Source organism: Frankia sp. AvcI1, assembly GCF_001420875.1.
Taxonomy (GTDB): Bacteria; Actinomycetota; Actinomycetes; order Frankiales; family Frankiaceae; genus Frankia; species Frankia alni.
The window spans coordinates 75,492-94,778 of sequence record NZ_LJFZ01000020.1; the positions used below are offsets into that span (position 1 = coordinate 75,492).

At 68.2% G+C, this 19,287-nt stretch carries 4 protein-coding genes and 18 pseudogenes; 3 read left to right on the plus strand and 19 right to left on the minus strand.

Annotated features, from left to right (window positions below):
• Together UK94_RS59205 and UK94_RS76285 are read right to left on the minus strand one after the other, a co-directional pair.
• Positions 1–125: pseudogene (locus tag UK94_RS59205) on the minus strand (hypothetical protein); the annotation flags it as partial.
• A gap of 1 nt (position 126) precedes the next feature.
• A pseudogene (locus UK94_RS76285) lies at positions 127–1,021 on the minus strand (hypothetical protein); the annotation flags it as partial.
• A 330-nt stretch (positions 1,022–1,351) separates the two neighbouring features.
• Here UK94_RS76285 and UK94_RS74465 point away from each other — a divergent pair.
• The 3 genes and pseudogenes from UK94_RS74465 to UK94_RS20105 form a co-directional block, all read left to right on the plus strand.
• Positions 1,352–1,429: pseudogene (locus tag UK94_RS74465) on the plus strand (DNA-binding protein); the annotation flags it as partial.
• 26 nt (positions 1,430–1,455) lie between these two features.
• Positions 1,456–1,756: pseudogene (locus UK94_RS20100) on the plus strand (winged helix-turn-helix domain-containing protein); the annotation flags it as partial.
• Between the two features lie 62 nt (positions 1,757–1,818).
• The coding region (locus tag UK94_RS20105; protein ID WP_235488835.1) for a transposase at positions 1,819–2,351 on the plus strand (533 nt) is incomplete at its 3' end.
• Positions 2,352–2,612: 261 nt separating this feature from the next.
• Here the strand turns inward: UK94_RS20105 and UK94_RS59215 are convergent.
• From UK94_RS59215 to UK94_RS59285, 17 genes and pseudogenes are all read right to left on the minus strand, one after another.
• Positions 2,613–2,708: pseudogene (locus tag UK94_RS59215) on the minus strand (Fe-S cluster assembly protein HesB); the annotation flags it as partial.
• A gap of 448 nt (positions 2,709–3,156) precedes the next feature.
• Positions 3,157–3,723, minus strand: a pseudogene (locus UK94_RS59220) (hypothetical protein); the annotation flags it as partial.
• Between the two features lies 1 nt (position 3,724).
• Positions 3,725–3,862: pseudogene (locus tag UK94_RS59225) on the minus strand (hypothetical protein); the annotation flags it as partial.
• 1 nt (position 3,863) lies between these two features.
• Positions 3,864–4,363: pseudogene (locus UK94_RS59230) on the minus strand (hypothetical protein); the annotation flags it as partial.
• A 1-nt stretch (position 4,364) separates the two neighbouring features.
• A pseudogene (locus UK94_RS76290) lies at positions 4,365–4,503 on the minus strand (hypothetical protein); the annotation flags it as partial.
• A 1,353-nt stretch (positions 4,504–5,856) separates the two neighbouring features.
• On the minus strand, positions 5,857–6,266 hold a 410-nt coding region (locus tag UK94_RS76295; protein WP_313949554.1), incomplete at its 5' end, for a M20/M25/M40 family metallo-hydrolase.
• Between the two features lies 1 nt (position 6,267).
• Positions 6,268–6,671: pseudogene (locus UK94_RS76300) on the minus strand (peptidase dimerization domain-containing protein); the annotation flags it as partial.
• Position 6,672: 1 nt separating this feature from the next.
• Positions 6,673–7,041, minus strand: a pseudogene (locus tag UK94_RS76305) (M20/M25/M40 family metallo-hydrolase); the annotation flags it as partial.
• A gap of 3,646 nt (positions 7,042–10,687) precedes the next feature.
• A complete protein-coding gene (locus UK94_RS20145) occupies positions 10,688–11,716 on the minus strand; it encodes an aminotransferase class IV (RefSeq protein WP_011605777.1) in 1,029 nt (342 codons plus the stop codon).
• Positions 11,706–11,954 (minus strand): annotated as a pseudogene (locus UK94_RS59235) (iron-containing redox enzyme family protein); the annotation flags it as partial. The pseudogene UK94_RS59235 and the gene UK94_RS20145, both read right to left, overlap by 11 nt.
• Before the next feature lie 125 nt (positions 11,955–12,079).
• A pseudogene (locus UK94_RS59255) lies at positions 12,080–12,190 on the minus strand (iron-containing redox enzyme family protein); the annotation flags it as partial.
• Position 12,191: 1 nt separating this feature from the next.
• A pseudogene (locus UK94_RS74470) lies at positions 12,192–12,461 on the minus strand (iron-containing redox enzyme family protein); the annotation flags it as partial.
• 1,585 nt (positions 12,462–14,046) lie between these two features.
• A partial coding sequence (locus UK94_RS59265; RefSeq protein ID WP_235488837.1) for a transposase occupies positions 14,047–14,555 on the minus strand: 509 nt, incomplete at its 5' end.
• Position 14,556: 1 nt separating this feature from the next.
• Positions 14,557–14,759, minus strand: a pseudogene (locus UK94_RS59270) (transposase); the annotation flags it as partial.
• A 1-nt stretch (position 14,760) separates the two neighbouring features.
• Positions 14,761–14,836, minus strand: a pseudogene (locus UK94_RS59275) (hypothetical protein); the annotation flags it as partial.
• A gap of 1 nt (position 14,837) precedes the next feature.
• Positions 14,838–15,024: pseudogene (locus UK94_RS59280) on the minus strand (transposase); the annotation flags it as partial.
• A gap of 283 nt (positions 15,025–15,307) precedes the next feature.
• A pseudogene (locus UK94_RS59285) lies at positions 15,308–15,424 on the minus strand (DUF6444 domain-containing protein); the annotation flags it as partial.
• Positions 15,425–19,287 lie beyond the last annotated feature (3,863 nt).

Consider the following 19,287-nt stretch of genomic DNA (forward strand, 5'->3'; position numbering starts at 1 on the left):
GGCTGACGACCGTGCCGTCCACGTCGACGCTGACCACGATCTCCGGGCTGAAACCGGCTGCTTCCAGCCCGTCCAACCGCAGCAGGAAGGACCGGGCGGGATTGTTCCTACGCCTGCCAAGAACANAGGAGGCGACCAGGTCGATGTCGCTGTCAATCTCGATCTTCCGCGACAGGATGACCTTCTGCAACACATCTGCAGTGATCTCCTGGACGGCGCTCGCGACTGACGCGCAGTACTCGTCTCGGCCGATGTTCCGCACGTTGATCGGCGCCGCCCGGCGGTGGGCACTGTCCGCCCGCGTGGAAAGCAGGTCGACGAGCGTCGCAAGGGTGCCGGGGTCGCTGGAACGCACGTGAGCCACGCCGGCGTGCAGACGCACCTCGCTTCGCGGCACGATGAGGTGTAGAAGCCGCTCGTTGTCTAGACGCTCCCGGCTGCCGTCCCTCGCGTAGGAAAGTTCGAACGCGGCCCAGCCATACACTCGCCACTGCGGCAGCGGCAGCATGGCGAGCAGCTCACTGACCCGCCGCAGCGGCCGGCCGTCCCAGGCAAACTCCGCCTCCCGCACACCTCGCAGCGTCGCGCCGTCGCGGTCGAGGCGAATATCGGCGAGAATGCCGCCCGCATAGCACCAGATGCTCTCGTTCTCATAGACGACGAACTCGTGGTGGGGACCGGACTCGGCCAGTCGGGCCATGACGGCCAGGGGATCTTCCGATGTCTTGACTCTGGCTTCGACGTAACACGGCGAGCCCATGTTGTCCATCCCGGCTGACCTCGATTCCGTGAGCGGCGGCGGCAGAAAGGGGAGATGGCCGATGCGGTGGCGGGCAATGCCCGGCGCGGGGGAACTGCTTCTGCGAGCTGGCGAGTAGGGCCCTGAATGTCTCGCCGGCGAGACAGACCGTCCGCCGCAGCCAAGGATAGTGCAACGGTGTCGGGTGGCGTCAAACGACGCGGACATGCAGAAAAGGCGAGACGGGCGGCCCGCAGCACCGGATGACAGAAGACGGGGCATCGGTGGACGTCTCAATGAGCAGTGCAGTCGTCCTGGCGTCGGCGGCGAATTACTCTCGTCCACCACACAGCCGGCGTGATTGTTGTGGCCGGTGTGGTCGTGTGGTAATTCAGGCGGCACANGAGCAGGCGGACGGAGTCCGACCTGGTATAGCCGACCTGCTCGCTCGGCGCAGTCTCGTTGATTTCCGTGCTGGCCCGGCAGATTTTCCCACCGCGGGGTGCCATGGGTTGCCGTGACCGATCCACGGGCGGCGCTTCGGGGGTCTTCGAAGTTACTGATCTTGAGTTCGTGGGGTGACGTCCGGATCTTGTGGGGTACCCCAGGCATGTGAGGTATCCGGATGGCGGTGGATTGACCGCCGCCGGTCGTGCACGACGGGAACAGATCCGGCTGCGGGCCGCGGACNTGTTCGCCCGGGGGATGTCACCACNGGAGGTGGTCAGGCGGCTGTGGGTGTCCCGCACGTCGGCGTATGCCTGGCATCAGCGGTGGGAGGCCGGCGGTCTGGACGCACTGCGTTCGGTGGGGCCGGGGTCACGGTGCCGGCTGGACGACGAGCAGCGGGTCCGGCTGGCGGCGGAGTTGGATCGCGGGCCGGTGGCGCACGGCTGGACCGTCGACCAGCGGTGGACCCTGGGCCGGTTTGCCACGCTGATCGCCCGGCTGTTCGGGGTGTCCTACACCCTGACCGGGGTGGACAAGCTGCTGTACCGCATGGGGTATTCCGCGTAGCGGCCGGTACACCGGGCGGTGGAACGCGACGAGACCGCGATCGTGACCTGGCGGCGGGAGGTGTGGCCGGAGGTAGAACAACGGCCGCGGCCCGCGGCGCCTGGATCTGCTTGCTCGACGAGACAGGCCAGGGGCTGAGGCCCCCGAAGGGACGGACCAGGTCCCGGCGCGGACATACCCCGATCGTGACCGTGGCCGGGCGGCGTTCCCCGCGGATCTCGATCGCCGGGATGGTCTGCGTCCGCCCGGGTCGCCGGCCCCGGCTGATCTACCGGCTGCCGGTCCACCGAGGCCGCCGCGGTGAGCGGAAGAGCTTCGTCGCCCGGGACTTCATCCGGTTGTTGACCGCCGCGTACCACCAGCTCGACGGGAAGATCATGGTGGTGTGGGACAACCTGCCCGGCCATCATGCCCACGTGGTCGGTGAGTTCATCGACAGCCACGCGGACTGGTTGAGCGTGTACTGGCTGCCCTCCTACGCCCCGGAGATCAATCCGGTGGAGGGCCTGTGGGCGCACCTGAAGACCGATGTCCTGGCCAACCTCGCCGCACGCGGCCTGGACCACCTGATCCGCGTCATCAAGACCGCGCTGAANCGCGCCCAGTACCGCCCCGACCTGCTGTGGGGTTTCCTGGCCGAGACCGGACTCAGCCTGGAACCCCCGTAGCCTGTCACCCTACGAATTCAAGATCAGTAACCTCCGCCACTTGGCCTGACGATGCGACCCCGATACAGCACGAAGCCTGACAACTCCCTCGCGGGCTCCCCGTGGCCTCAGGCTCGACCATGAACCTGCACGGTTACTCACCGCGTTCGAAGGGTAGCTCAACGTCTGATTTCGTACCTTGTTTGTCCGATTTGCTGGTCGAGAACCATGGCGATGAGGAGCGCCAACGGGTCCTTGGTCAGCAGCTCGTCCGCCTCGTCGATCTGGCTCAGGTGAAGTCCCACGTCACAACGGTAGCTTCCTGGACTGCGGATGATCTCGTCCGGGTCCCGCCCGATCTCGGCGCAGTGGGACTTGAGGAGATCGTCGCGCTGCCGAAAGTGCTCCAACGGCGGGCCGGGGNAGTTCCCACGCAGACCGCACCCCTCAGACGGATGACCGGGCCGTCGTGGTCGAACGGATCGGCTTCGGCCCACACCCGGCGATGATCACGCGCGATTCGGCGAGGCCGCGGACAGCCTGACCGGCCGAGACCAGGGGCACGCCGTAGACCTCGAACGACTATTCAACGGCCCTGTGGGAACTCGTACGCGTTGTCACACACGGCGAGGTTCGGGTGTATCCCGTTGCAGCCCGCNGCGCGAGGACGCGGCTGCTTCTTCTCGGGAAGCCTGGCGTCCGCGACACGTCGGCGCCAGAAACTCGCCGACGCCAACACCATGCTCTTCAGGGTCAGGTCAGATAGAGGTCAGTCTCCTCCAGAGCTCGAAGCTGTCGGTAGTCCCGGTCGACCGCCTGCGGGTCCGACGCGGCCAGATAGACGAAACCGGGGGAGCTGGGAAGATCAATGGTGGCGCCGAGATGCTCCCCTGGCCGGAGGTGATGGCTGAGGGCGACGAAGGTGGGCAGCTCCTCCAGCCGAGCCGCCCACTCCAGCGAGCGCACGGTCCCGGCGGTGCGGCTGATCAGGGCGATGTTGCGCAGCGCCCCCAGCGAGCGGACTGTCCTGTCGTCGAACGCCGCGACCCGGTCGGGGTCGAGCAGGGACTCGGCCAACAGACTGGTCTGGGAGACGCCGCAGTACTTCTCCACCACCCACGGCAGGGTGCCGCCGCCCAGCCGGGCGCCGGACTCCACCAGGACGGGCCCCCGGTTGGTGATCATTACCTCGGTGTGCGCGGCGCCGTGCCTGACGCCGAGCGCGTCGAGCACTGCCGGAACGAAATCCCGCAGCGGCGCGGATTCCTCCGATCCGGCGGGGACGAGATCTTCGTGATCGTAAACAGGTCGACGGTCTGGNCCGAGGCGCTTGGAATAGCGCCAGACCTCGACGATGCGGTGCCGCCCGGCATGCGACACGGTGTTCGCGTAGTATTCGACCCCTCGCAGGCGCTCCTGGACCAGCACTGTCGGGTTCGGCTCGCGATAGAGGTTGCGCNCGGCAAGCACCCGGGCGCAGGCCGTCCGCACCTCGTCTGGCGTCCGGCAGAACCACACGTTGTCGCTACCGGCGCTGCTCGGCGGTTTCACGACGACGTCTGTCAGCCGACGCCGCGCGTACCAGGTGCGTGCCTCGTCCGCGTCCGTGAAGCTCCAGGTGCGCGGAACCGTCAGACCCGCCTCAGCCGCCGCCCGACCCATCGTCGCCTTGTCCCGCCTAGCCGCCGACGTGGCCGGGTGATTGCCGTCGAGGCCCAGGTGGTGGGCCAGGATGTCGGCGAGCACGACCCCCGACTCGGTACCTGCCACCACGCTGGTCACCCCGAGTGCCGCCAGCTCCCCGGCCAGCCGGGCGGGGTCGCCGGCGCCGGTCAGGCAGGCCTCGTAGTGCGTCGGATCGAACCCGTCGGTGAAGAACGCGGGCATGTCCTCGGAGCTCTGCACGTGCACACAGGACGCCCCGCGTCGGGTGAGCGCCGCGACGAGCGCCCGACCCGTCNAGTGGCCGTCGACCACTGCCACCCGCGCCTGCCCGCTCACTGGTATGCCATCCTCGGATCGGACATCACCAGGCAGCTCACGGGCGCTCCTCGTGAAAGCAGCAGCCGACCCGGGCGCCGCCCGACATGCTGACGACACCGACTGCGGGGTCGGTGCTGCCGCGCACAATNCAGCCGCCGTAACCATCGCTGGCGCCGGTCACGTCAGGGTCGGACAGGAACACACCCCAGTTGAGGTACAGGTTTTCCGTACCGCGTCCGTCACCGTCCGCCGCGGCGAAGGGCTCCGGGCGGGGGCGTACCCGGCGCTGGAGCACGTAGGGCTGGCCCATCGCCTCGGTGACCCGTGCTCGCCACTGCTNGGGCGACACGGTCCAGCCGGGGACGATACCGTTTCCGCCATGTAGCAGGGTCGGCTTGAGCACCAGATCGTCCTGGTCCGCGGCTGCGAACGTCATCAGCTCGTGCTCGGAGCCGTCGGTATCCGTCACCGTCGGTTGGACGGGGCGGGTCCACGGAAGAAAACGATCAAGACAGTCGCGTTCGGCTGGAGTGCAGGTCGCTCGGAACCGGTCGCCCGACAGCAGGGNCAGGGCGCCCTTGTTGCCGTACAGCTCGGCATCGAGCCGGCTGAACAGGCCGAGCGCGCCCCGGGTCGNGGCGTCCAGGATCGGCTCCACCGCGNCGAGATCGTCCTCGGTGACGATCTCCTCGACCAGGAAGAAGCGGAACACGACGTCGATGACCTGGTCTTCGAGCACCAGCCGGTCGCCTCGGGACCGCAGNTGTCCCACATGGCACGGAAGGGCGTCCAGGCCCATCTCGCCGAGCAGGNCCGCCATCACCCGCAGCCGCGGCTCGTAGGTCACGAAACTCGCCGGCCAGTCGGTGAGTGCGACAACCGGCCGCCGGCCGTCCGGGAGATTCGCCGCGCATTCTGCGCGCAGTGAGTCGACGATGTGCTGGAGCGTGTCGATGTAGCCGAGCCCGTGTTCGTCGGTGAACTCCCGCAGGGCGGGATGCTTGAGCATGGCGCGGTTGATATCGGCGTTCTCAAATCCGCCCAGGGCGCTTGTGATGTTGAGTTCGAGGAGCTTGAAGCCGTCGTTGTCCCGGTAGAGGTCGGACCGCGCCAGCGGGACCAGGGGCGCGCCGGTGTTCGCGCCCCGCAGCACTGCCGAGACCTGCTGGGGGTTCATGCCGACGGCCTGCGCGAACTGGCGCAGGTCGCCGTCGTGGAGCCGGTCCGGGATGTCCATCAGCATCGTGTAAAGGCAGCGCAGGTCAGCCGCTAGGCAGTCTCGTTCCGCCGCCGACAGGAAGACCGGCGAGGGCAGGAAGCGCCCGCGGTAGGCCACGGCCAGCAGTTCCGAGGCGTCCGCGTCCGAGGTGAGCGCCGCTGGATCGACGGTGAGCCGCACGAGATGGTCGAGGTACTTCCTGCCCAGATCGGCTGCGGGCAGGAAGTCCGTCGGTGATCGAACGGGCCTGTTCAAGGTCGAACCTCCGACGCTGGGTGCGGACCGATGTTCCGGAGCCTGTCGGGCGGAATCCCCGCGGCGTCCGCGAACAGGAAGCGGGCGAGCGCCGCGTGGCAGGCCGCCAGCTCAGCACCGCTGACGGTCTCGCGGCCGGTGTGGGCGAGCTCGGAATCCCCCGGACCGAAGTTGACGGCGGGAACGCCGTGGGCCGCGAACCGTCCGACGTCAGTCCAGCCGAGTTTCGGTCGCACGTCCACCCCGGCGCTCGCTCGCAGCGCCGCGAGCAGGGGATGCTCCAGATTGGGTGGCGCGGGCGGCGAGGACAGGACCACCTGGGTGCCGTCGGCGTCCCCGGCGAGGCCGACCACTGTGCCCAGCGCCTCCTCGCTGCTCAGGTTCGGCGCGTGCCGGAAGTTCACCCNTACCTGACAGGCATCCGGCACGACATTGCCCTGCACGCCGCTGCTCACCCCCACGACGGAAAGGGACTGCCGGTAGGTGAGTCCGTCGACGACCGCGGGGCCCGGTTCAAAACTCCCGAACCGGGCCAGGGCGGGAGTCGCACGATGAATGGCGTTGACGCCCCGCCATGGTCGCGCGGTGTGGGCGCGTGAGCCGTCATAGCGCAGCTCGACAACCAGATTGCCCTGGCAGCCCGCCTCGAGGAGGCCGCCGGTCGGCTCGAGCAGAATCGCCAGGTCGGCCTGGAGGAAATCCTGGTACCGGTCGAACAGCAGGGTCATCCCGCTGCGACGGGAGCCAACCTCCTCGTTGTCGTAGAAAACGAACGTGAGGTGATGGTCGGAGTCCTGCGCCCGTTCGGCCANGACCAGCATCACGGCGAGACCGCCCTTCATGTCCACCGCGCCAAGCCCGGATACCGTTCCCGGTATTGCCGTGGGGTAATTTTTCGCTGCTGGCACCGTGTCGAGATGGCCGGCCAGCACCACGTGCCGATCCCGCGCGGGTTTCCCCGCCTGTGCACCCCGCGTCGTCGCGATGATGTTGTTGCCGTCCCGGATCATCCGCAGATCGGGTGCGCGGGCCCGCAGGCGGTGCTCCACCAGCCCGGCCAGCAGGTGCTCGTCGCCGCTGACCGACGGCACCTCCACCAGCGCCGCGGCCAACCGCAGCAGGTCCGTGCGCTCGAGCACCTCGACGCCGGCGGTCGGGTACCGCCCTGACTGCGAGTACATCCAGTTCCTCTCTGTGTCCGAGTCTGTGTGCGAGCTCTGCGTCTCTGTGTGNGAACTCGGCGTCCGAGAGCTACCGCGGATCGGAGATCCACCGGCGGCGGGCTCCCTCGGCGAGGCAGGCCGCGATCATCGTCATCAGCACCGCGCCGGCCGCGAACACGCTCGGCGTTCCGAACGCGGTGGACAGCAGCCCGCCGAGGGCCGCCCCCACGGGCATGGCCCCCCAGGCGACGAGTCGATAGACACTGTTGACCCGGCCCTGCAACGGCCGGGGGATGCGGGTCTGGCGCAGCGCGACCACGACCACGTCCCAGGTCACCCCCGCGCAGGCGGCCGCCGCCAGCGCCAGGCCCACCCCTGTGCCCACCGGTACCAGCCAGACGGCCACATTCGCGGCGNCCATCGTGGCAGCCACGCAGACGAGCGCCTGCTCGTCGCCGAGCCGGCGCACCAGCCGCGGGGCCAACCGGGCGGCGAACACCGCCCCGACTGCCTGGCAGGCCAGCAACAGGCCGTAACCGATGCTGCCGAGCCCAAGCACGGTATGCGCGTGCACGACCATCACCGCCAGCCCGGCGGTGAGCACCAGGTTGATTCCGCCGGCGGCCAGCGCCAGGCCTCGCAGCAACCGGTCCCGCAGCAACCACCGGGCGCCTGTTGTCATGTCGGCCAGCAGACCCGGCCGGGTGGCGCTGACCGGACCCGCACTGTCGACACCTGACCCGGGGGCTGCCGGTAGGTCGGCCGGCCGCTCGCTGGTCGATGGTCCGCCGGTCCGTCGGGTGCTCGGCTTCGCCGAGCGGACGCCGAGCAGGCTGGACAACAGCAGTGCCGACAGCAGGAAGCTGGCGGCGTCAATACCGAACGGCACCGCTGCGGCAATCGCGAACAACACCGAGCCGAGCAACGGGCCGACGAACTCGTTACCANCCGTCTGCGCCGCGAGGAGCCGGCCGTTGGCATCGACGAGCAGCTTCCGGGGCACGACCGAGGNCACGATCACCTGCGACGCGTTACGGAAGAACGTCTCGCAGGTGCCGATCAGGAAGAAGCAGATGTACAGGACCAGTAGATTGCCCCGGTCCAGGGCGACAGCCACCGCCAATGTCAGCAGCAGTAGCCCGCGGAACAGGTCGATGCCACGCATGGCGCGCAACAGGTCGACCCGGTCCACCAGTACGCCCGCTGGTAACCCGAACAGGACGTAGGGGAGGGTGAGCGCGGTGGTGACTCNGGNCACCAGTCGCGGGTCGTCGGTCAAGGTGTAGGCGAGCAGTGGCGCCGCCGTCAGCGACATCCCGTCGCCGACCGCTGAGAGCGTGCTGGCGGTCCACAGCCGCGCGTACCGCCCGCCGAGCCCAGCACGCGCCGACGCCGGCTCTGTCTCGACGGCACCCGCGGTCCCGGGGCCGCTCACGGCTTCGGACCGGGCCACGGGCTCGGCGACCTCCGCCCCCGTGCACTGATCCGCCGGTGTCGGCGGTGTCCTGTCGGCGGGCGCCCGCGCTGGGCCAGGCGGCGTCGAGCCACTCGCCGTCCGGGTCACGCGTGGTTTCCCGTTGGCTGTCGAGCCGCCAGGTTGTAGCCATGCCGCTTCCGCGCGTCCCGCAGGCGGCCACCTGCTCGGACCTCCTCGAGCACCTGTTGTTCCATGGCGGCGATCCGGTCAACCGATGCCGCGACCTCAGCCAGGGACGCCGCCGGTACGACCGTGACGCCGCTGCCGTCGGCACAGATGATGTCGCCGGGACGTACCGTGCGAGATTCCTCGCCCCGCCCAAGTTCCACTGCCTGCTGTACGGCGGCCATGCGCAGCCGGTTCTTTCCACTGCGCATGAAGGCACCGTGCGCCCACAGAGAGNAATCAAACTCGCGGATCCCGTCGATGTCCCGGCAAAGGCCGTCGATGACGGTGCCCGCCACCCCTCTGGCCAGTGCCACCTCGNCGAGGATGTCTCCCCATACGGTGNAGGTGGCGCTGCCAGCGGCGAGAACGACCACGGCGCCGGATGGCACATCGTCGAGAAAGTCCGCAGCCGCGGCCGGCGTTCCGGGTTCGACCCGCTCGAACCGCACGGTGAAGGCCGGGCCGACAACCGGACCGTGCCCGGAGAGGCGTCGGGGGCCCCAGAGCTGCCCGTCGATGCCGGCCAGGTCAAGCGCGTCGCTCACCACCGCCGTACCGTGCGCCGCCAGCACCCGGAGGTATGCGGCGTCGTGCAGGGTAGCCGATGGGACCGATATTTCATCGCTCAAGGTGAACCTCCCGCAAACACGTGAACGGCCAGTTTCCGACCCCCCTGGAAGATGTTGACTTTTGCGTTGTGACTGGCCTTGGACCCGAATCCGGCCAACTGACCGCCGAACAGGAAGGAATCGAGGCTGATGGTCATCGACTCCGCCCGCGGCGATCCCGCGGTGAGCACGGGATACCGCAAGGGTGTGACGCGCTTCTGCGCGACAGCGCCATCGGCGGCGGCCCGAGACAGGGCCGCACACCAGGTACTGCGACTTACGTCGGCGCCGATGGTGACTCCGTCGCCACGGATGTCGTACGGCTCCTTCAGCACGTAGCGCGTCTGCTGCTCCTGCAGTTCATCGAGCAGCGACGTCTTCCCGTCGGCTGCCGTGGCGACGGGGGTGATCCGCCGGGTCCATGGCAACAGGGCCGCCGCCAACCGCCGCTGGCTGTCCGTGAACAGGTCGGCGAACTGTGGATCCTGCACGAAGGCCAGGCAGAGTTTGNTCTCCGCGACATACCTGGCCGCGAACGGGTTGACATGAACCAGGGGCGTGTCGCGTAGCGCCCGCTCCCAGGTACGCACGAACCCCGGGTCGGTCGCCATGTCGTTCCAGCGCACCGTATTGACCTTGTTCCAGCACAGGTCCGCGGCCCGGTCACCGAATCTGGCCTCCCCCCGGTCCACCCGCAGATCACGTGGATCGGCCAGGTACGCGTCGAGTCCGCGCGACCGGAACTCCGCCACGATTTCGCGGCTCTCCCGGCTGGCGGCATCGCTGGGTTGCAGCACCGCCACCCCGTCGAGCCGCGTCGACTTGCCGGTGACCCGGCTCGCCGCGGCGAGCGCCNCGGCCCGCAGCGCCGCCAGGAACCGGTCCTCACCCCGCGTCGGCAGGTAGGTCAGGTCGGACAGCTCGGGTGGCGCGGCGCCCGGGGTCTCGATCGCAAGCAGTTCGGTGACCTGCCGAACCGTGGCGTTGACCCGCGAGGTGAACAGGGTGCCGGCCGGTGCGTCGGCATTGTTTTCGAGCAGGACGAGTCGCTCCGTGTCCTGATCGAGATATCCGTCCAGTCGGCACACCCACGGCGCGTCGGATGGGCCGAGATCGGCGGCGATGAGCCGTTCAGCGCTTGCTGGCAGCCCGAACCAGGCCCGAACCTCGGCATGTTCTCGGAAGTGGCGGACCACGTCACCGAGCAGGGCCACGTAGTCGGCGAGTGNCTCACGCAGCGACTCCGCGAAGGCGCTGTCCAACAGGACGGGCAGCGGAGCGAACGGGAAATCACGGTTGCGGAAGCAGGGCGCCTGCGCGAGCACAGCGGCGGTGACCTCTCGCAACCGCTCCGGTCGGCCGGCCAGCTGGCTGGCCGTCACGAGCGCGCGTGGCCAGTCGATGGACGTCGTCAGCATCGCCCGTATCCGGGCTGCCCGACGGGGTCGGCCTGTTCGTCCGGCCCCGTGACCAGCCCATCCGGCCCGTCCTTCACCGACCAGGTGACCAGGTTCGAGGCCGCCGTCCCCCGGACCTGGTCGAAGTAGGCCGCGACGAGCTGGGCCGTGGCGGGCCGCTGCGGCCACCGCGCGGGTGTGTACCCTTCGACCTCACGGACCGGGCCGAACTCGATCCCGGTGCCGCACAGGAAGACCTCGTCCGCTTGGCGAATTCGGTCCGGAGTGACCGCCTCCTCGGCCACGCTCAGTCCGAGCCTGGGTGCCGTCGCCAGCACCCAGGCCCGGCTGATACCAGGCAGCACGGCGTCACCAAGTCTCGGGGTCACCAGCCGGGTGCCCTCCGCCAGAAACACCGTGGCGGTCGGAGCTTCGCTGACCAGCCCCTCCGCCGTGCACAGCAGGCAGGAGTCGAACCCGGCGGCGACGGCCTGCGCGAGCGCGAGCCGCGGTCCGGCATAGGCGGAGATGTTCTTGGCCGCACTGGGGAAGACCGCCGACGAGGGACGCTGCCACGAACTGACGGTGAGCCTCAGGCCTTCGCCGTCACGTAGCCAACGCTTGCGGCCCGATGGCGTGACGGAGACTGTCAGCGCCGCCTCCGAGCCGTCCCCGATGCCGCCGGCATCGACCGCACTCACCGCGATGCGGGCGTAACTGTCCACCTGCGTATCGTTCACCGCGACCAGTTCGTCGATGATTCGCGGAACATCGTCGCAGCAGGTGTCGTCGAGCAGCATCAGCCGACAGGAGTTCCGCAGCCGGTCGAGGTGCTGGTCGAGAAGCCACGGCCGTAGTCCCAGCCCGGGCGCCTCTTGGCGGTACAGACGGACACCCTCGAAGACCGAGATGCCGTAGCGCAGCGCGATGCTTCCCACCGGCAGCGTTGCCGCCTGCGCCGGAACGAGCTGCTCGCGGTGGTAAACGAGCGGGCCGGCGGGGGCGGGGCCTCCCGCCCCCGCCGGCCCAGCCTCACTCCCCATGACGAAAGACAGGTTCGGTGGGGTCGTAACCGGTGGCGAGAATCATGTCGAAGTGCCGGTGCCGCAACTCCAGGGACGTCGCGAGGGCGTCGACGGCCTGCGCCCGCAGGATGTCCGTGGTGCAGTAACGATGGAGCAGGTCGCGGACCGCGTCCGCGTGCTCCTCCTCCAGCTCGCTCACCGCGTCCCGGCCGACATCCGTCGAGGCGTGGTGCACGAAGAACTCATACCCCTCCGGNGGAAGGCCGTACACGTCCCNCATCACCGCGAGCATGNTCGAACCGTCGGGGTTGACGATGGGGGGCTGGCCCTCCATCANAAGCAGGACCGCGGCCGCACCACTGGTGAAGTGTGCCTCGCGGNCGTTACAGACGCGGATGTTGTGCGCGACGAGAGCGGCGGTCTCCGCCGCCAGCGGAGCGGCCTGAAGTTCCTCGGCGCTTACTCCGACAGTCCGACCGAAGGCGGCAAAGGNTTCCAGATGGCGGCCGGAGCCGGAAAGCGCGCCGGTCTCCTCCTCGTACACGTTCTCGACCAGATGCCGGCGGATCTGATAGTCGTCGACATCCGACGCGACACCGAGAACATTCCGGGTCCACATACTCTTGATGGGCCAGCGGTGCACCACGAATTCACGCAGAAGCCGCCGGGTCGCCTTACCACTGAGGATAAGCTGGTAGAGGGGACTCGTCATCTTCTTGCGCTCGACGATCATTCGGTCCAGGGTGGTGACGATGTCGGACATNGGGATCCTCCTTGGATCTTGTTGCCGGCTCCTGCGATCGTTCGCCGGGCGGTCTGNGGCCTAGACCTGGCCTGCCACCTGCGATGTCTCCAGGACGGACTGGNCACGCAGCAGAGCGTCATAGCCATGCCGGGCCGTCTGCTCCCGAAGCAGGCGGGACTGGTCAAGGCTGACGTCGAGCAGGCCGGAGAGCACATTCTCCGCACTGAACTCCGCGAGCATCCGAATTCGGGTCGAGACGGTGCTCTGGTCTTTCACCAGTGGGTCGAGCGAGAAGTCCGCCCCAAGGTGGAGCGTGAGATGTGCGGCGATCAGCTCGAGTCTGAGGTTGCCGCCGCCCTTGCCGATACCTCCGATTGAGGCATCCAGGGCGGTCGNCCCGGCGTCCAGCGCCGCGCACGAGTTCGCGAAGGCGAGACCCAGGTTGTCGTGCGCGTGAAAGCCGATCACCGGACCGGGACCCTGCTCCGTAGCGGCGTGCACCGCGGCGGAGACTCTCCGGGTCACGTCCTCCGGGTAGAGGCTTCCATTCGAGTCAGCGAGGTACACCAGCCCCGCCCCAGCCTGGGCCGCCCGNCTCACGGCGAGCGCAAGCCGGGCGGGATCCGCTCTGCTGGTGTGGGTGAGGTTCACCGCGGTGAGCAGCCCGGCGTCGCGGGCCGCCGCGAGGTACGGCAGCGCGGGCACGAGGTCGAGGCCCGGCGCCAGCACCCGGACCAGACCGACCCCGAGATCGCCGAGGGGCGCCAGCGCGGCGGGATCGACCTCGCCGGGCCGTACCATGACGGCGAGCCGCGTTCGGTGTACCTCCGCGGCGAGCGTCCGCAAGTAGTCCGNCTCGCATCGGGCGGCGGGACATAACGCGTTGCCCGTCGGGGTTCGGAGATATCCGACCTCCACGAACGGAATCCTGGCTTCTTCGACAGCGCGCACGACGGACGACGCTTCGTCAACTGACCATCGATGACCGTTTACGTATCCACCATCTCGGAGAGTCACGTCGAGAAGGATGGGTCGTCGGCTGGCCTCATTGCCACGTTCTTCGTTTGGAGTGCTTTTCGGGGTCACATCGGCACCCTTGCTTCGAAGATTCCCGAAGTTTCATTGCATCATCGCGGTCAGAACGGAAACGGATTGTCTGNGGCATGCAGCCACTTTTAGCGGACGCAGTCATTCGTGCCACATCAAGCCGCACAGATTGGTGCAACGGCCGGCTCCGATATGTACCACCTTGAGGATATATCACCGCGCGAAAAGGTGTCAACCGCAGCCGACGGGACGCCGCGACCATGGGACCCCGAGCAACGGAGAGTGACCAAAATAACCGGAGTCGGGGCGATCGTTCACCCCGACTCGCACACGCGGCTTATCACGCTGTGTATACAATTTTATTCGACGGCGGCGGCAGGTCCTCCGCGGAGAATCAAGTCCTTCCTGGTCTACGGCGTCGATCCGTATGACCCGAGAAAGTTCGGGAAGCTCTCAGTATTCGCTTCCTGTGCTCTTGTTGTAGAATCAACTAAATGATCGTTGTATACAGTGGTTGTAACTGGTCAGGTGTCTTTTGATCGACAGTGACGGTTAGTTACGCGGTAGCAGTGAGGGTCGGGCTGGTTTCGGGCAGCCAGGGACGGCCCGCGGTGAGGCGGGCGAGGGCGTCGAGCATGCCGAGGTCGTTCTTGCGGGCTGTCGACAGGTAGCTGCGCAGCGCGCAGAAGTGCCGGGCCCCGGCGAGCGAGCGCAGGCAGCCGGAGATCTTCTGCCTCAGCTTGACCATCCGAATGTCACGCTCCGACCCGTTGTTATCGGCCGGTACGGCCAGGTCAGTGAGGAACCGCAGGTAGTCGGCCTCGCGGGAGGCGAGGCGGTCGGCGAGGTTGTTCTCGGTGCGCATCGCCTTCGTGGCGCGGGCCGCGGTCTGGCTGATCCCGGCCTGCACGGCGCTGCGCAGCCGGTGACGGCCATCGGCGCTGGTCGCGAGGTGGATGGCACCAAGGCCGGCGGCGCGGGCGTCGGCGGCGAGTCGCTGCAGGTCGACGAGGGCCTCGATGGCCTGGGTCGCCCAGCACCAGGCCGCGGGGTCCTCCCGCTCGGNGACCGCGACCAGTTCACGGACCACGTGTGCGCAGCAGAGCTGGTGGTCGGCGCTGAGGAAGACGTCGTAGGCCGCCCAGCAGTCGTGCACGGGCGTGCCGGTGAACGCGGGCAGGACGTCGGCGGCGGTGATACCCAGCCGGCCGCGGCGCGGGTGGATCGTGACCAGGGTCAGCCTGTCCGTACGGGCGCAGTGCACCCAGCNCAGCTTCCCCTCGACCCGCAGGCCGGTCTCGTCGGCGCCGAGCACGTCGGCGCGGGTGAGCAGGTCACGCAGCAGCNGCAGGAACGCCTTTTCGAGCGTGGCGATCGCCCGCGCCTGGATCGCGACGATCGTGCCGGCCGACAGCCGGATCCCGAACAGCTCGGACATCGCCTGCGCGGTGCGGTCCTTCGAGAGGAACTGTCCGCCGTACAGATAGAGGGCCAGGGCGCGGACCTGTTCGCCGTACTGGACCGGCGCGTCCACCCCGTGCGGCGCCGCCGCCCTCGTCCGGGCACCGCAGCCGGCGCACTCCCGCTCGAGCAGGGCGGTGTTCGGTGACCGTCCGGCCCGCCGGGAGCACCACGTCGACGACCTGGCGGCGCTCGAGACCGGTCACCGGCGCGAGCAGCAACGCGTCCCCGCACCGCCGGCAGCACTCCGGCTCGTGCAGCACCGTCCGATCCGGATCCGCGACCAGCGCGAGCGTCGAGCCAGGATGACCGGGCTGGCCACCCGGCGACCGGGCGCTCTTCTCCCGGCGCGACTTCGGCGCCGGCTTGGCCAGCCCCTCGCTGCTCGGAGGCTTCGAAGAGTTCCTCGAGTTCTTCCCGAGCCGCGCCTTCAGCTCCGAGATCTCCGCCGTCGCCTGCGCGAGGGCCTCCACCGCGTCCGCCGCCTGNCGGCGTGCCTCGGCCACTTCCTGACGCAGCATGCCGATCAACGCCACGAGCTCGTCATACGACGGCGCAGGCTGATCGGCGGATGACACGCGATCAACCTACAGGGCGGTCACTCACCGCGAACATCCCGCCCGCCACAGCGGATGCCGCCCACACGACCGACCTGCGACAACGCTAAACGAATGAGATACCTGACCAGTAATCGGTTCTTATTGTGGTGCGTTAGGTCCACAAGCTGGCCCGCCGTGGTCGCTGGACCTTGTCCAGCTTCCCGGTGGGCCGCGATGTTTTCGGGGGGGGGGCGACCCCCCGATCCCCCCGTCCGGCCGGCGTAGGTCTGGCTTGGTGATGGTCGGTGCGGTGGTGTCAGGCGAGCCAGGGGTTGGAGTCCCCTCAGCTATCTCGGCGTGTCGCTGCTTTCTGGGCTCGAACCGAGATCCTCACTTGTCAGCGGCTCACGTCTCGGCGTGGGTGGCGGGGCTGGAGCGGGCGTGACCTGCGCCGTGAGGCACAGGGCAGCGTGATCGCTGAGGCCGCGCGGTGGCGGGGGACATGGACGTAGTCGCAGCCTGTCAGCTGGAGCCGGCCGAAGGTGAAGAAGGTGACGCTGCTGGCCGACAGCGCCTGAGGCNCATCCCCATGTCTTCCGACCTCAGGGCCATCATCCGACTGCGGCGAGCACATCCGATCCGGCCGGCTGCATCGGACCGAGGCCGACCACGTCGACACCGTCCGGATCGCTATCCGACGAACCGACCGCGGGTGGATCGGCTACAGGCGGATCGCCTTCGGGCGGATCAGCCGTCGGAGCTTGCTCTTCCAGTATCCGGTGGGCCTCGGCGCGGAGCTGCACGACCAGACTTCGGGCCCTCTTCGACCCGACCCGCAGCCGCTTCCGTAGCTCGTCCGCCGAGATCGGCCGGCGATGCTCCTCCCAGTAACAGNCATCCTCGCGGCGCGCCCGGTCAAGAAGCGCACCGTCCACCACGGCCGCTGCGCGTCGGCCGGACTGACGCTGCGCTGGCACAGCCGACGACGCCACACCGGCGCCATGAACGCCGTCCTGCTGCTCCGCCAGGACCTGAACGGGTGCCACCCGCCCACCAGCCACTTCCGGCTCAGACCGCGAAACCGGGACGTGGACGTTCGCGCGGACGCCATCGGACTCGTTCGTCTGACCCGCGCCNCCCGCCGAGATCGACTGCTTGACCGATGGCGTGGAGCCTGCCTGGCCGGCCTCGTGCATGGCCTGAAGCAGACCGGGGCCGACATGGGCCCAGCCGATCAGCAGCNAGCACCNCACACTGTCGAAAGCGGCCTTGCCGTACTCCCCCGCGATCATCGGCTCGGACACGTTCAACGCCAACGTCACCACGCTCGCGAACACCAGCAACCTCCCTGCCGGCCGCAGTTGCCCAGGATCGGCATCGTGCGCGGCCAGGAACCGGATACCCAGAAGCAGCCCGGCCACGGACAGATCGACCGCCGGAGCAACCAACGGCGCCACATAGACGGGCACGCCGAGCCGTAGCGCGAGCAGCCACACATTGCCGAACGCGAACAGGAAACTCAAAGCGACAACCACAACCATGATCGCCGTGACCAGCCGGACGGTCACCGCCCGCGCCTCCGCCGGCCCTCCCCCGCCGGCCGTCAGAGCTTCCCGCCTGCACCACCGACACCAGCAGGATCACCGCCGAGATCCTCACGGCGACGGCGACCCATCTGGATCTCCGCCCGAGCAGTCACAATCGGTTCAGATCGCTTACCGGACCATGAGGATGTCGAACGAACCTCACCCGGGGTACACAGAGTGTAGCCACCGAGTCACACCAGCATCCGAATCGGAGATGATCGCCCACGCCGCCCACCGCAGGGAGTTGACCCGTAACCCTCGGCCGAGCTTAAGGTTCAGCTCTACCAGCTCTCGAATATAAGATCTTCGTTCGGTTGTGCGGGTTCAGACGGCTGCGCTCAGACTCGATCCGACTGCTAGCCCGGGGGCGCGTCGACATGGTGGGCGGGAAGCTGTCTGTCGAGGACCCGCGGATAGACCGGAGCGCCCGACGGGTCGTCACGTCAAGCCGGTCGGCCGATACAGGCAGACCCCGGCCGACGACTTTCACCGACGTCTCCTCTTTGAACCACCTGCCCCGGCGAGTGCCTACACGGCCGGGCAGCGTCGTCNAGCAGCAGGGTGAGCCACCGCGCCCTTGAGTGAGCAGCGTCGCCGACGTCCAGACCACGTGCGCAAAAAGCTCCCCAAGGTCGCAGTAGGAACCGCACCAATCGGTTCGTGCATCGTGTAATCAGCGGGCAATTGTGTTGATCCGGCCCGCGGGGTCGATTTTCCGAATTCGCTTGTTTCCCTCGTCCGCTATATAGACGCTACCGTCACTGCCGACCGCTATTGCGGAGGGTCGATTCATTTGAGCGCGGGTGGCTGGACCGCCGTCGCCGGAGAACCCGCCAGTACCATTGCCCGCGAAAAGGGTAATCCGCCCGGAAGGGTCGACCTTCCGGACATCATTGGCGTCGTCAAGAATGTAGACACTGCTATCCGGACCGACCGCCACCTGAAGCGGATACATCATCTGGGCTTGGATGGCGAGGCCGCCATCGCCAGCGAATCCGAGGCTCCCGTTACCTGCGATAGTGCTGATCCGTCCCGCCTGGTCGACCTTCCGGATTCGGTTGTTGCCCTCGTCGGCGATGTAAACGCTGCCATCCGCGCCGACTGCCACCCCGCAGGCGTTCCCACAGTCCAGCTGGGCACGGGTGGCTGGACCGCCGTCACCGAAGAACCGACTGGGCGAGGGGCTGGTGCCGGCACCGGCGAAGGTGCTGATCAGCCCGNCCCGGTCGACCCGTCGGATCCGGTTGCTAGCTTCGTCGGCTAGATAGACAACACCGTCAGCACCGACCGCCAGCGCACCCACTCCAGACAGTGGAGAGTCGAGGGCTGGGCCGCCGTCGCCGGAGGACCCGGACTCGCCGAGGTCAACCGCCCTGCCGTTGCCAGCGATAGTGCTGATTCGTCCTGCCCCGTCGATTTTACGAATCCGGCTCTCATCGAGGTCCAGGTTGCTGTCGACCATGTAGACGCTGCTGTCAGCACCGACCGCAAGTGCCGCCACCCAGTTCACCTGAGCTCGATTCGCTGGGCCGCCGTCGCCGGAGAACCCGGCGGTGCCGGTACCAGCGAGGGTGCTCATGCGCCCGGCCCGGTCGACCTTCCAGACCCGATGTTCCTCGATGTCGGCGATGTACACACTTCCATCACCACCAACAGCCACTCCTGCCGGCCTGCTCAGCGGGCCCACCGCAACCGCCGCAGGTCCGGGTGCGGGTGTGGGTGTGGGTGTGTTGAACGTTCCACTACTGGTAGGGCTGGACCCGTTGTTCGATCGCAGGGCGACAAGCGTGCTGGTCGCCGCCAGTGCTGCAAGGGCAACCGCCACAACCCATCGGGGGCGGAAGCGAGTCCGGCCAACGGCCGGACTGCTGCGATGGCGAGACGCCATGCCAGATGGCGGCCTGATCGGTGCGGGCATGAGGTTCGCGGTAGAGCGGATGTCCGCGTCAAGACGCAACGGGATCCCGGCCCAGCCGGGTCCGTAGACGGTGGCGGCCGCGGCGGCCAGTTCCAGCGCGAAGGTACGAGCGTCGGGCTGGCGGTCGGCTGACTTCTTCNCCAAGGCTCGCAGGACCACGGCGGCGAGCGGAGCAGGAACATCGATCATCGGAGGAGGCGGGTCAGTAAGGTGCTGGCGCCACAGCCGGCTCACGGATTGCCTTGGATCGAAAGGCGGGGCGCCGGTAAGCAGCTGGTACATGACGACTCCAA

Excerpts from the sequence above, each read along its gene's own strand:
- UK94_RS20145 (WP_011605777.1), bottom strand. The coding sequence starts at position 11,716 with ATGGGGAGTGAGGCTGGGCCGGCGGGGGCGGGAGGCCCCGCCCCCGCC.